A 13,293-nucleotide genomic window follows, 5' to 3' on the forward strand; every position below is an offset into this window, starting at 1 on the left:
ACGACCGGACGGGCGATCGAGGGAACGAGACTCCCCGAACGCCCGTCTCCGGAAGCGAACCCACACAGCATCTGCTGACAATGGCCAAGACCCTTCCGCAGTGTCCGAGAAGGCGCGTCTACGATGGAAGCCTTCACGTCACCGCACCCACCTCGCCGACCTGAAAAGCCCTCAAAAGCTCATGGAAGGCCAGTCGAATCCTGATGGGGAACTCAATGTCGTTCATCGGCCGTGACATGGCTGTCGACCTCGGGACCGCCAACACGCTGGTGTACGTCAGGGGTCGCGGGATCGTACTCAACGAGCCGTCCGTCGTCGCGATCAACACCAACACCGGTGGCATCCTCGCGGTCGGCGCCGAAGCGAAGAAGATGATCGGGCGCACGCCGGGCAACATCGTGGCCGTGCGGCCGCTGAAGGACGGCGTGATCGCCGACTTCGAGATCACCGAGCGGATGCTCCGCTACTTCATCCTGAAGATCCACAAGCGGCGGTATCTGGCTCGTCCGCGGGTCGTCGTCTGTGTGCCGTCGGGCATCACCGGCGTCGAGCGCCGCGCCGTCATCGAGGCGTCGACCCAGGCCGGCGCCCGTCAGGTGCACATCATCGAGGAGCCCATGGCCGCGGCCATCGGTTCCGGCCTGCCGGTCCACGAGGCCACGGGCAACATGGTGGTGGACATCGGCGGCGGCACCACGGAGGTCGCGGTCATCTCGCTCGGCGGCATCGTCACCGCCCAGTCCATCCGTGTCGCGGGCGACGAGCTGGACAACGCGATCATCCAGCACATCAAGAAGGAGTACAGCCTCCTGCTGGGTGAGCGCACGGCCGAGCAGATCAAGATCACCATCGGCTCGGCGTACGACCTCGACTCCGACGAGCACACCGAAATCCGTGGCCGGGACCTCGTCTCCGGGCTGCCCAAGACCGTCGTCATCTCGGCCGCCGAGGTGCGCAAGGCGATCGAGGAGCCCGTCAACGCGATCGTCGACGCCGTCAAGACCACGCTGGACAAGTGTCCGCCGGAGCTCTCCGGCGACATCATGGACCGCGGAATCGTTCTGACCGGCGGCGGAGCGCTGCTGCGCGGTCTGGACGAGCGGCTGCGCCGGGAGACCGGCATGCCGATCCACATCGCCGAGGACCCGCTGGACAGCGTGGCCCTCGGTTCCGGCAAGTGCGTCGAGGAGTTCGAGGCGCTCCAGCAGGTTCTGGACGCCGCGCCCCGCAGATGACGTAACGCTTCGGTTCCGCCGTACGGGATGATCGCCTCTCGTGCGGCGGATCGTTGACATCCCGGCATAAGCTCCCACAAAGCGCCCTTGGTCATCCTGGCCCGGGGCTACCCGAATTCCTGTGTAGTGATTTCCCTATCGAGGAAGGGCACGGCCGCCGCACGTGAGGGACACACGAGAGAGCCGGCTGCTCCTGGTGCTGCTGATCGCCATCGCGTTCGCACTGATCACGGTGGACATCCGCGGTGGTGAGGACTCCCCGGTCGACGGTGCCCGGCAGGCCGCGGCCGCGGTCTTCGGCCCGATCGAGGAGGGGGTGTCCTCGGCGGTGGACCCGGTCGGCAACGCCGTCTCGGCGGTCCGCGACTCCGGTGAGCGCCACGACCGGATGGCGCTGCTGGAGAAGGAGAACGCGGCCCTCAAGGCGAAGCTCGGCAGCGACGACCGCAACCGCAGCAGGCTCGCCCAGCTCGACAAGATGCTCAAGATCGCGGGCGAGGGCCAGTACGGCATCAAGGGCGCCGAGGTCATCGCGATCGGGGCGGCCCAGGGCTTCTCCTGGACGATCACCATCGACGTCGGCGCGAACGACGGCATCAGGCGCGACATGACCGTCCTCAACGGCGACGGGCTCGTCGGCCGCGTCACCACGGTCGGCCCGAACACCGCGACCGTGCTCCTCGCCAACGACCCCGACTTCACCGTCGGCACCCGCATGGAGGGCAACGACGAACTGGGCTTCGCCTCCGGACAGGGTGACAGCCCGCTGCGCGTCGAACTCCTCAACGGCAAGGCGGACGTGAAGAAGGGCGACCGGCTGGTCACCTTCGGCTCGCAGGCCGACAAGCCGTTCGTGCCCGGGGTCCCGGTCGGTGTGGTCTCCCGGGTCGACCCCTCCGGCGGCGACCTCACCCGCACCCTCTACGTCACGCCGTACGTCAGCTTCACCAAGCTGGACGTCGTCGGCGTGGTCGTCGAGACCCCGAAGAAGGACCCGCGCGACACCGTGCTCCCGGCCAGACCCAAGCCGGTGCCCACCCCGACGGTCACCGTCACCGTGACCCCGAACGCCGACGGCCAGCAGCAAGAGCAGCAGTAGGAGCTGACAACCCCCATGCGCGTCAACCGGATCCTGCTCTCCGTCCCGCTGGTCGTCGTCGCCCTGGTGATCCAGGTGAGCGTCCTCGCCCGCCTCCACCTCCCGGGCGCGGTCCCCGATCTGCTGCTGCTCACCGTCCTCGGCCTCGCCATGGTGTACGGCCATGTCGGCGGCGCCCTCATCGGCTTCGGCGCCGGCCTCCTCGCCGACCTCGCGCCGCCCGCCGACCACGCGGCCGGGCGCTACGCCCTGGTGCTGTGTGTGATCGGGTACCTCGCCGGGCTGGTCAAGCCGGAGACCGGCCAGATCAAGTCGGCCACCGGTCCGATGGCCGTGGTGGTCGCCGCCGCGGTCGGCTCCACCCTGCTGTACGCGGGCGTCGGCGCCCTCGTCGGCGACACGGCGGCCCGTCATGTCGGCCTGACCGGGCTGCTGTTCTCGGCCGCCCTGTACGACCTGCTGCTCGCGCCCTTCGTGGTCCCGGGCGTGATGTTCCTGGCCCGGCGGGCCGAGAACGATCCGCTCGCCGAGACCCACTCGGCGGCCAAGGGCTCGGATATCTCCTCGGGCTGGCCGGCCTCCGGGACGGGCCTGAAGATCGGCGGCCAGCGCGGCGGGCTCAAGCTGAAGGCGGCGAAGTCGCGGGCGACCCGGGCGGGGCGCATCAAGGGGGTCAAGCGGCTGTGAACACGCAGGAGTTCACCCGAACGGGTCACTTTCGGCGGAACGCGGCCTCACAGGCCGCTCGTTCATCATTCGTACGCACGGCCAGCCGTGCACCTGTGTTCGCTCACTGAGAGGGGGAGGCAGCCGCAGTGACCAACATTCCCGAGACCGGCCGGACGCCACGCGTCCAGATCCGGCTCGTCGTGATCCAGATCCTCGTCCTCTCCCTCCTCGGCACCCTCGGCGGCCGGCTGTGGTACCTCCAGATCCGCGAGGGCGCTGCCTACGCCAAGGAGGCCTCCGGCAACCACGTCCAGCAGGTCGTCCAGCCCGCCGTGCGCGGCTCCATCCTGGACGCGCGCGGAGTACCCCTCGCGGACAACGAGACACGGCTGGTGGTCTCCGCCTCCCGCACCGAGCTCCTCAAGCAGCAGGACGACGGCAAGGCGGTCCTGACCAAGCTCGCGGGCGTCCTCGGCATGGACCCCGCCGAGGTCATGCAGAAGGTCCGGCTGTGCGACGCGAAGACCCCCCAGCCCTGCTGGAACGGCTCGCCCTACCAGCCGATCCCCATCACCGACGAGGCCACCGCCAAGCAGGCCCTGCAGATCCGCGAGCGCGCCGAGGACTTCCCCGGCATCACCGCCGAGCCGCAGGCCGTGCGCCGCTACCCCGCGCCCGGCAAGTCCAACACCGCCCAGGTCCTCGGCTACCTCTCGCCGGTCACCGACGACGAGCTCACCAAGGCCCGGGACACCGACTCGCCCTATCTGCGGTCCGACCAGGTCGGCCGCTCCGGCCTGGAGCGCCAGTACGACAAGGAGCTGCGCGGCAAGGCCGGCGTCACCCGCTACGAGGTCGACAACCTCGGCCGGGTCATCGGCCAGGCCGAGGCCACCCCGGCACAGCCCGGCTCCAACCTGGTCACCAGCATCGACTCCCGCGTCCAGCGCGTCGCCGAGTACGAACTGAACAACGCGATGAAGGTCGCCCGCCAGCAGTTCGACAAGATCACCGGCACCAACTACAAGGCCGACTCCGGCGCCGTCGTCGTGATGGAGGCCAAGACCGGCCGGATCGTCGCCATGGCCTCCGCGCCCACCTACGACCCGAACGTCTGGGTGGGTGGCATCTCCGCCAAGGACTACCGGAAGCTCACCGGGAAGAAGTCCGACTACCCGCTGCTCAACCGGGCCATACAGGGTCAGGCCGCGCCCGGCTCGACGTTCAAGGTGGTCTCCACGGCCGCCGCGGTCGAGGCCGGTTACGTCTGGGACGGCGGCTACCCGTGCACCAGCTCGTACTCGGTGGGCGGCCAGGTCTTCAACAACTTCGAGGGCGAGAACTTCGGCCCGATCTCGCTCGGCCGGGCCCTGGAGGTCTCCTGCGACACCGTCTTCTACGCCCTCGCGGACCGCGAGTGGAAGAAGGACGGCGGCATCAACCCCAAGAAGGGTGAGCCGAAGGACTACTTCTACAAGGCGGCCCACCAGTTCGGCCTCGGCAAGGAGACCGGCGTCGACCTGCCGAACGAGGTCACCGGCCGGGTCCCGGACCGCCAGTGGAAGGAGTCCTACTGGAAGGCCAACAAGGGCGCCTGGTGCAAGTACGGCAAGAAGAACGGCACGTACGTCGAGAAGATCGCCTACGAGAACTGCCTCGAGGGCAACAAGATGCGTGAGGGCGACTCGATCAACTACTCCATCGGCCAGGGCGACACCCTCGTCACGCCGATCCAGGAGGCGGTGATCTACGGCGCCCTCGCCAACGGCGGCACCATGTACCAGCCGTCCATCGGCAAGGCCGTCGTCAGCGCCGACGGCAAGACCGTCACCGAGATCAAGCCGAAGAAGACGGGCAGACTGCCCATCAGCAAGGCCACCCTGGCCGGCATGGACGACGCCCTCGCGGGCGTGGTCACCCGGGGTACGGCCGCCTGGAAGTTCGGCGGCTGGCCGCAGGACAAGATCGAGCTGCACGCCAAGACCGGTACCGCGGAGGTCTACGGCAAGCAGACCACGTCCTGGCTGGCCACCTACAGCAAGGACTACACGGTCATCATGACCATCGCCCAGGCCGGTACCGGTTCGGGCGCCTCCGGTGAGGCCGTGCGCCACATCTACAACGCCCTCTACGGCGTCTCCGCGGACGGCTCGATCGACACGAAGAACGCCCTGCTGCCCACCCCGCAGAAGGCCCTGCCGACCATCCAGACGGACGGCACGATCCAGTCCCCGAAGGTCGCCAAGGACCCGGCCAAGGACCAGCGCGCCAGCCAGGAGAAGGCCCCCGAGCCGGACGCCTCCCAGCCCGCCGCGACCACCGGGCAGAACACCACGAACCAGAACACCCGCAGACGACGACGGCGGCGACGGGACGGATGCGGCCGGGCCGCGGGCCGGCGGTCGGTCGGCAGGAGGTCGCTCGCATGACCGGTGTGAACAGCTTCTCCGTCTCCGGATACGGGCCCCGGCGGGCCGGCTGGACCCGGGTCTTCGCCCGTGACTCGCTGGCCCGCCGACTGGACTGGCCGATACTGCTGTCGGCCGTTGCCCTCTCCCTGATCGGCTCGGCGCTGGTCTTCTCCGCGACCCGCAACCGCACCGAGATCAACCAGGGCGACCAGTACTACTTCCTGATCCGCCATCTGATGAACACCGGCATCGGGATCGCCCTGATGATCGGCACCATCTGGCTCGGCCACCGCACCCTGCGCAACGCCGTCCCCGTCCTCTACGGCCTCTCGCTGCTCGGCATCCTGCTGGTGCTGACCCCGCTGGGCTCGACGGTCAACGGCGCGCACTCCTGGATCGTGTTCGGCGGCGGCTTCTCGCTCCAGCCCTCGGAGTTCGTGAAGATCACGATCATCCTGGGCATGTCGATGCTGCTCGCAGCCCGGGTCGACGCGGGCGACAAGATGTACCCCGACCACCGCACGGTCGTGCAGGCGCTCGGTCTCGCGGCCGTCCCGATGCTGATCGTGATGCTCATGCCCGACCTCGGGTCGGTCATGGTGATGGTGATGATCGTGCTCGGGGTGCTGCTCGCCTCCGGCGCCTCCAACCGCTGGGTCTTCGGCCTGCTCGGGGCGGGCGCGGCCGGTGCGGTCGCCGTCTGGCAGCTGCACATCCTCGACGAGTACCAGATCGCCCGCTTCGCCGCGTTCGCCAACCCCAGCCTCGACCCGGCCGGCGTCGGCTACAACACCAACCAGGCGCGCATCGCGATCGGTTCCGGCGGGCTGACGGGCGCGGGACTGTTCCACGGCTCGCAGACCACCGGCCAGTTCGTCCCCGAGCAGCAGACGGACTTCGTCTTCACCGTGGCGGGCGAGGAGCTGGGCTTCGTCGGCGCGGGCCTGATCATCGTGCTCCTCGGGGTGATCCTCTGGCGCGCCTGCCGTATCGCCCGCGAGACGACCGAGCTGTACGGCACGATCGTCGCCGCGGGGATCGTGGCGTGGTTCGCGTTCCAGTCGTTCGAGAACATCGGGATGACGCTCGGGATCATGCCGGTGACCGGTCTGCCCCTGCCGTTCGTCTCGTACGGCGGATCGTCGATGTTCGCCGTGTGGGTGGCGATGGGGCTGTTGCAGTCGATCCGGGTACAGCGGCCGATGTCCGCCTGAACGAGGGTTTTCCGGCCGTTGGTATTGAATTCAACGGAAGTTGACCCTGCCGTCGCGGCCCGACTGCGACTAGATTCATTTCATGGCGGAGACGAAACGCGAGATCGAGCGCAAGTACGAATCCGACGACAGCGGGCTGCCCGACCTGACCGGCGTCGCCGGCGTGGCGAGCGTCCTCGACAAGGGCACAGCCGAGCTGGACGCGACCTACTACGACACCTCCGACCTGCGCCTGGCCTCGGCCTCCATCACCCTGCGCCGCCGCACGGGCGGCTCCGACGCCGGCTGGCACCTGAAGCTTCCGGTCGGCCCCGGAGTCCGGGACGAGATCCGAGCCCCGCTCTCCGACACCGTCCCGGACGAGCTGGCCGCACTGGTGCGCTCCCGGGTGCGCGAGGGCCAGCTGGTGGCGGTGGTCCGGCTGCGCTCCGCACGGGACGTGAGGGACCTGGTGGACGCCGGGGGCAGACTGCTCGCCGAGGCGAGCGTGGACACCGTACGGGCGCAGCGGCTGTTCGGCGGGCAGGGCAGCGCCCAGTGGAGCGAGATCGAGGTCGAGCTGGCCGACCACGGTACCCCGGCCCTCCTCGACAAGGTGGAGAAACGGCTGCGCAAGGCGGGCGTCCGCCCGTCGAGGTCGGCGTCGAAGCTGGCGCGGGCCCTCGCGGAGACCAAGGGCGGACATCCGCGCCCCGAGGACGATGCCCCCGGCGAACCCGTCACCGCGGGCGACCACGTCCTGGCGTACGTCCGCGCCCAGCGCGACGCGATCGTCGCGCTGGACCCGGCGGTGCGCCAGGACACCGAGGAGTCGGTGCACGACATGCGGGTCGCCACCCGCCGACTGCGCAGCACCTTCCGCTCCTTCGGCAAGGTCCTCGACCGGGACGTCACCGACCCGGTCGCCGTCGAGCTGAAATGGCTGGCCGGCGAGCTGGGCGTGGGCCGCGACCACGAGGTGCTGGCCGAGCGGCTGACGGCGGCCTTCGACGAACTGCCGCCCACCCTGGTGGCCGGCCCGGTCCGGGAACGGCTGCGGACATGGTCCAAGGCCGGGGAGAAGGGGTCGAGGCGCCGGCTGCTCGGGGTGCTGGACTCCGCGCGCTATCTGACGCTCCTCGACACCCTGGACGCGCTCGTCGCCGATCCGCCGGTGCTGAAGGCAGCCGGCAAGAAGCCGAAGAAGGTGCTGTCCAAGGCCGTGCGCAAGGACTTCGCGAAGGTGTCCGCGCTGATCGAGGAGGCCCTCGAGCAGCCGCCGGGCGCGGACCGCGACCTCGCCCTGCACGAGGCCCGCAAGAAGGCCAAGCGCACGCGGTACGCGGCGGAGACGTCCGTGCCCGCCCTCGGCCGTCCGGCGAAGCACCTGGTCAAGTCCATGAAGTCGCTCCAGAGCCTGCTCGGCGACCACCAGGACAGCGTGATGGCCCGGACGACCCTGCGCGAGCTGTCCGCCGTGGCCCACGCGGTGGGGGAGAACGGCTTCACGTACGGCGTGCTCTACGCCCGTGAGGAGCGGCGCGCCCAGCGGGTGGAGGAGGCGGTGCCGGGACAGTGGAAGGAGACCAGCGGTTCGATGGAGGTTTAGAACGGTTTCGCTCGTGATTTTCGCGGGAGGGGGAGTGCTCCGGGCGCGTTAGGCTGGATGGCCACCCTGTCAGCTCACGAAGGTAACGCCGCGATGTCTGTCGAGTCGGTCTTCCCGCAGCTCGAAGCCTTGCTCCCGCACGTGCAGAAGCCGATCCAGTACGTCGGGGGCGAGCTCAACTCCACGGTCAAGCCGTGGGAGTCCTGTGACGTCCGCTGGGCGCTCATGTACCCGGACGCCTACGAGGTCGGCCTGCCCAATCAGGGCGTCATGATCCTCTACGAGGTGCTCAACGAGCAGGAGGGCGTCCTCGCCGAGCGCACCTACAGCGTGTGGCCGGACCTGGAGGCGCTGATGCGGGAGCACGGCGTCCCGCAGTTCACGGTCGACAGCCACCGCCCGGTGAAGGCCTTCGACGTGTTCGGCCTGTCCTTCTCCACCGAGCTGGGCTACACCAACATGCTCACGGCCCTGGACCTGGCGGGCATCCCGCTGGAGTCCAAGGACCGCACGATCGACGACCCGATCGTCCTCGCGGGCGGCCACGCGGCCTTCAACCCCGAGCCGATCGCCGACTTCATCGACGCGGCGGTCATCGGCGACGGCGAGCAGGCCGTGCTCGACATGACGCGGATCATCAAGGAGTGGAAGGCCGAGGGCCGTCCCGGCGGCCGCGAGGAGGTCCTCTTCCGCCTCGCGAAGACCGGTGGCGTCTACATCCCGGCGTTCTACGACGTCGAGTACCTCCCCGACGGCCGTATCGCCCGCGTGGTCCCCAACAAGTCGGGCGTGCCGTGGCGTGTCTCCAAGCACACGGTCATGGACCTCGACGAGTGGCCGTACCCCAAGCAGCCCCTCGTCCCGCTCGCCGAGACGGTGCACGAGCGCATGTCGGTGGAGATCTTCCGCGGCTGCACGCGCGGCTGCCGCTTCTGCCAGGCCGGCATGATCACGCGCCCGGTGCGCGAGCGCTCGATCACGGGCATCGGCGAGATGGTGGAGAAGGGCCTGAAGGCGACGGGCTTCGAGGAGGTCGGTCTGCTGTCGTTGTCGAGCGCGGACCACTCGGAGATCGGCGACATCGCCAAGGGCCTCGCCGACCGCTACGAAGAGGACAAGATCGGCCTCTCCCTCCCCTCCACCCGCGTCGACGCCTTCAACGTCGACCTGGCGAACGAGCTCACCAGGAACGGCCGCCGGTCCGGCCTGACCTTCGCCCCCGAGGGCGGCTCGGAGCGGATGCGCAAGGTCATCAACAAGATGGTGTCGGAGGAGGACCTGATCCGCACCGTCGCCACCGCCTACGGCAACGGCTGGCGCCAGGTGAAGCTGTACTTCATGTGCGGCCTGCCGACGGAGACGGACGACGACGTCCTCCAGATCGCCGACATGGCGATGAACGTGATCGCCAAGGGCCGCGAGGTCTCCCGCTCCAACGACATCCGCTGCACGGTCTCGATCGGCGGCTTCGTCCCCAAGCCCCACACCCCCTTCCAGTGGGCCCCGCAGCTCTCGGCGGAGGAGACGGACGCGCGCCTGACCAAGCTCCGTGACAAGATCCGCGGCGACAAGAAGTACGGCCGTTCGATCGGCTTCCGCTACCACGACGGCAAGCCCGGTATCGTCGAGGGCCTGCTCTCCCGCGGCGACCGGCGCATCGGCGCCGTGATCCGCGCGGTCTACGAGGACGGCGGCCGCTTCGACGGCTGGCGCGAGCACTTCTCCTACGAGCGCTGGATGGCCTGCGCCGACAAGTCCCTCGCCGCCTTCGGCGTGGACGTCGACTGGTACACCACCCGCGAGCGCACCTACGAGGAGGTCCTGCCCTGGGACCACCTGGACTCGGGCCTCGACAAGGACTGGCTCTGGGAGGACTGGCAGGACGCCCTCGACGAGACGGAGGTCGAGGACTGCCGCTGGACGCCGTGCTTCGACTGCGGCGTGTGTCCCGCCATGGACACGACGATCCAGATCGGCCCCACCGGCAAGAAGCTGCTGCCGCTGACGGTCAAGAAGGAGCCCGCGACCAGCGGACACACGCACGGGCACGGCCACTGAGGCGAGGGAGGCGCTGCGGCCGGGGAGGCCGCGGCGCCGGGTGCGGCCGTGATTGAGGCGTCCATCTCCGCCGTACCGGGCCTGGTCGTCTCCTTCTCGGTCCTCGCTGTCCTCGTCGCGGGGCCCACGGCGCTGGTCGCGAGGGCGAGAGGTAAGCCATGGCCGCTGAGGACGGTCCTGGCGGCCTACCTGGCCGGCATCCTGGCGGTGACGCTGCTGCCGGGGCATGCCGGGATGGAGTCCTGGCAGTGCGACACCGGGATGCCCCTCCACCAGTTCACGTCGGCGAGTGCCCTGCTGAACATCGCGCTCTTCGCCCCCGGCGCGTTTCTCGCCGTCCTGCTCTTCCGGAGGCCGGTGACGGTCGCGGCCGCGTTCGGGGCCCTCAGCGGGGCGGTGGAACTCGCCCAGTCGGCGGGGTATCTGGGGCGTGCGTGCAGTGTGACCGACCTCGCGGCCAACGGGACCGGCGCGCTGCTGGGCGCTGTGGCGGGGGCCGGGTGGCTGTACCTGCGGAGGCAGCCGCCGGCCAGGCCCGTGCGTGACCTCGTGTGGGGGGTGTCGCTCGCGGCGGTCGCCGTGCTGGCCGTCGGGGGCGTGTTCCGGTCGCGGATCGACGCGGTGGACGTCGTCGCGCTGGACGACCAGCGGCACGATCTCGTCGAGTCCGCGGTGCCGGCCGAGGCGTGGATCACCGCGGCGGCCGAGGGCGTGTTCGGAAAGGGCACCGACATCCGGGGGACGTCCACCGAGAAGGTCGGAAGCCGCCTGAAGATCACCGCTGAGACGAACCACGGCACCCTCACCGGCACCTGGCCGGCGAAGACCCTGGAGAGTGGCCGCTTCGCGCCCGGCCCTGGGGACGAGGGCGACCTCAGTGAGAAGGAGGTCGCCGCAGCCGCCGACCGGTTCGCCCGGACATGGTTCCCGCGGAGCGTCGCGGGGAGTGAGCGGCGCATCCGATCCACCGGGGGCGGCCCGAGTGCGGGCTACACGGTGCGGTACCGGCGTTACACCGACCGGGTCATGATGCCCATGCGCCTCGACCTGACCCTCACCGCCGCGGGACGGGTCACCGGGTTCTCCGCCCGTACCGTCGACGATCCCGGGCTGCCGCGGGTGACCATCGACGAAGCCCGGGCGAGGACCCTGGCCGAGGACGCGACCGGGCGGCCGGCCGGCTCCGCCTCGCTCCTGGCCCGGCGGGTCAGGGGCGCATGGCTGCCGGTCTGGCGCGTGGACTGCGCCCGGCGGCCCGTCACGATCGACGCCACCACCGGCGAACGCATCGCCGACGAGGGGTGACGTCCGAGCCGCCGGCGCCCGGCCGTCAGCCCGGCGAGCGCAACCGGTCCAGCTCGCTGCCGATCCCGTCCCGCAGCACGTCGTGGCGCGGACCCAGTCTGTAGCGCTCGTCGCTCCACCGGTCGCCCGGATACAGCCACACGGGCCTGCCCACCAGCTCGGCCGGCTCCCAGGCGAACCGCGGCCAGACGTGGGCGTGCAGGAACGGATCGGTGTTGCCCAGGATCTCCAGGTTGACCCGGCGGAAGGCGGGGTCGAGGCGTCGGCAGACCCGCTCCACGGCTTCTCCGAGCCGGTCCATGTCGGACAGGAACGACAGCCGCCTCGCCCTCGGCAGATCGGTCAGCCGCTGCACACCCGGTTCGTCCACGGGGAGGACCGAGTACCCGGGCAGGAACTGGACGTCGCCGATCACCGCGAACCCCGATGCGAGCCGCCGTATCACCGTCGGGTTCTCGCCCCGCAGAGCCGCCCCGATCCGATCCGTTCTCCAGTCGTCCGTCATGACCGTCAATCCAAGCCGGGGCCACCCGGCTGTGGCGAACCACCCGTGGCGGGTGAGGCCGGGGAAGGTCCGTGCGGTGATGCTGCTGGTGGGGCTCAGGGGACTCGGCGGCGAAGGGACGAGCGGGCGATGGGCGACGAGAGGGCCGAGCGGATCGCGGAGTTCGTCCGTCCGTTGCGGGTCGAGCCCGGCCGCAAGGTGCGGCTGGAACGGGACTTCGATCCGCGGTACAAGGCGGGGATCCACAGGAAGCGGGACGGCGTCGAGCTGCTGCGGAGCGGGGTCGAGCTGCTCGCCGACTACCAGCAGCGGCTGGCCGCGCAGGACACGTACGGGGTGCTGGTCTGTCTCCAGGCGCTGGACGCCGGCGGCAAGGACGGCACGATCCGGCATGTGATGAGCGGCGTCAACCCGCAGGGCGTCCGGGTGGCCGGCTTCAAGGTGCCCTCCGACGACGAGCTCGACCACGACTTCCTCTGGCGCTACCACCGCGAACTGCCCCGGCGCGGCGAGATCGGCATCTTCAACCGGTCCCACTACGAAGAGGTCCTGGTGGTACGGGTGCACCGGGAGAACCTCCTGCGCCAGAAGCTGCCCGCCGCGGCCCGGGGCCCGGGCGTCTGGAAGCGGCGCTACCGGGAGATCAACGACTGGGAGCGCTACCTCATCGACAACGGCTTCACCGTCGTCAAGATCTTCCTGAACCTGTCGAAGGAAGAACAGCGCACCCGTTTCCTCAAGCGTATCGACGTCCCCGAGCGGAACTGGAAGTTCTCGCCCGCCGACGTCCGTGAGCGCGCCCACTGGGGCGACTACCAGAAGGCGTTCTCCAAGATGCTGTCGGCCACCAGCACCGCCTGGGCGCCCTGGTACGTCATCCCCGCCGACCGGAAGTGGTTCGCGCGGGTGTGTGTCAGCGCGGTGCTGGCCCACACCCTGATCGGCATCGACCCCCGCTATCCGGAGGTCGGCGGCGAGACCCGGCGCGAGCTGGCCGAGGTCAAGCGCGAGCTGGAGCGCCAGGCCCCCGAGGGCAAGCCGGCCGACCCCTACGCCGCGCAGGAAACGGGCGAGGGCGAGGGAAGGGCCAAGGGCGAGGGAAAGGGAAAGCAGCAGGCCAGGGGAGAGGGCAGGGGTAGGGGCAGGGGCAGGAAACCGCGTGGGGGGCGGGCATGAGCGCCCCGGCTCGCGCCTCGCAGCAGGGGCAGC

Annotated in this window: 10 protein-coding genes; 9 read left to right on the plus strand and 1 reads right to left on the minus strand. The window is 70.0% G+C overall.

The genetic code is table 11. From position 1 onward, the window contains the following. The first annotated feature begins 215 nt into the window (after positions 1-215). From U5640_RS29810 to U5640_RS29845, 8 genes are all read left to right on the plus strand, one after another. The gene (locus U5640_RS29810) at positions 216-1,235 is read left to right on the plus strand and encodes a rod shape-determining protein (protein WP_030779466.1); all 1,020 of its coding nucleotides are present in this window, start codon (positions 216-218) and stop codon (positions 1,233-1,235) included. A gap of 163 nt (positions 1,236-1,398) precedes the next feature. Further along, positions 1,399-2,334 carry a rod shape-determining protein MreC gene (gene mreC, locus U5640_RS29815; protein WP_340379248.1) on the plus strand — a complete coding sequence of 312 codons (936 nt, stop codon included), beginning with the start codon at positions 1,399-1,401 and terminating at the stop codon, positions 2,332-2,334. Positions 2,335-2,349: 15 nt separating this feature from the next. Then, on the plus strand, positions 2,350-3,021 hold the full coding sequence (mreD, locus tag U5640_RS29820; protein WP_340379250.1) for a rod shape-determining protein MreD: 672 nt from the start codon (positions 2,350-2,352) through the stop codon (positions 3,019-3,021). 128 nt (positions 3,022-3,149) lie between these two features. Further along, positions 3,150-5,432 carry a penicillin-binding protein 2 gene (gene mrdA / locus U5640_RS29825; RefSeq protein ID WP_340379252.1) on the plus strand — a complete coding sequence of 761 codons (2,283 nt, stop codon included), beginning with the start codon at positions 3,150-3,152 and terminating at the stop codon, positions 5,430-5,432. Continuing rightward, positions 5,429-6,628: a rod shape-determining protein RodA gene (gene rodA / locus U5640_RS29830; RefSeq protein WP_340379254.1), complete on the plus strand. Its 1,200-nt coding sequence runs from the start codon at positions 5,429-5,431 to the stop codon at positions 6,626-6,628. Before mrdA ends, rodA begins: the two co-directional genes overlap by 4 nt. Positions 6,629-6,710: 82 nt before the next feature. After that, entirely contained in the window at positions 6,711-8,216 is a 1,506-nt protein-coding gene (locus U5640_RS29835) for a CYTH and CHAD domain-containing protein (protein WP_340379256.1), read from the plus strand. Between the two features lie 93 nt (positions 8,217-8,309). Next, positions 8,310-10,274: a TIGR03960 family B12-binding radical SAM protein gene (locus U5640_RS29840; protein WP_340379258.1), complete on the plus strand. Its 1,965-nt coding sequence runs from the start codon at positions 8,310-8,312 to the stop codon at positions 10,272-10,274. Positions 10,275-10,322: 48 nt separating this feature from the next. After that, entirely contained in the window at positions 10,323-11,579 is a 1,257-nt protein-coding gene (locus tag U5640_RS29845) for a VanZ family protein (RefSeq protein WP_340379260.1), read from the plus strand. A gap of 25 nt (positions 11,580-11,604) precedes the next feature. On the opposite strand, the gene U5640_RS29850 is transcribed toward U5640_RS29845, so the two are convergent. Then, positions 11,605-12,084 (minus strand): diadenosine tetraphosphate hydrolase, encoded by a 480-nt coding sequence (locus tag U5640_RS29850; RefSeq protein WP_340379262.1) that lies wholly within the window; start codon positions 12,082-12,084, stop codon positions 11,605-11,607. 129 nt (positions 12,085-12,213) lie between these two features. Here U5640_RS29850 and U5640_RS29855 point away from each other — a divergent pair, with 129 nt between their 5' ends. Next, positions 12,214-13,260 carry a polyphosphate kinase 2 family protein gene (locus tag U5640_RS29855; protein ID WP_340379264.1) on the plus strand — a complete coding sequence of 349 codons (1,047 nt, stop codon included), beginning with the start codon at positions 12,214-12,216 and terminating at the stop codon, positions 13,258-13,260. The last annotated feature ends 33 nt before the right edge of the window (positions 13,261-13,293 follow it).

The sequence above is a fragment of the Streptomyces sp. SS7 genome (assembly GCF_037993025.1).
Classification (GTDB): Bacteria; Actinomycetota; Actinomycetes; order Streptomycetales; family Streptomycetaceae; genus Streptomyces.

Bases quoted from the DNA above. Each gene is read 5' to 3' on its own strand.
- U5640_RS29840 (WP_340379258.1), top strand. From the start codon at position 8,310: ATGTCTGTCGAGTCGGTCTTCCCGCAGCTCGAAGCCTTGCTCCCGCAC.
- U5640_RS29855 (WP_340379264.1), top strand. From the start codon at position 12,214: ATGGGCGACGAGAGGGCCGAGCGGATCGCGGAGTTCGTCCGTCCGTTG.
- U5640_RS29810 (WP_030779466.1), top strand. From the start codon at position 216: ATGTCGTTCATCGGCCGTGACATGGCTGTCGACCTCGGGACCGCCAAC.
- rodA (WP_340379254.1), top strand. From the start codon at position 5,429: ATGACCGGTGTGAACAGCTTCTCCGTCTCCGGATACGGGCCCCGGCGG.
- U5640_RS29850 (WP_340379262.1), bottom strand. From the start codon at position 12,084: ATGACGGACGACTGGAGAACGGATCGGATCGGGGCGGCTCTGCGGGGC.
- mreD (WP_340379250.1), top strand. From the start codon at position 2,350: ATGCGCGTCAACCGGATCCTGCTCTCCGTCCCGCTGGTCGTCGTCGCC.
- U5640_RS29835 (WP_340379256.1), top strand. From the start codon at position 6,711: ATGGCGGAGACGAAACGCGAGATCGAGCGCAAGTACGAATCCGACGAC.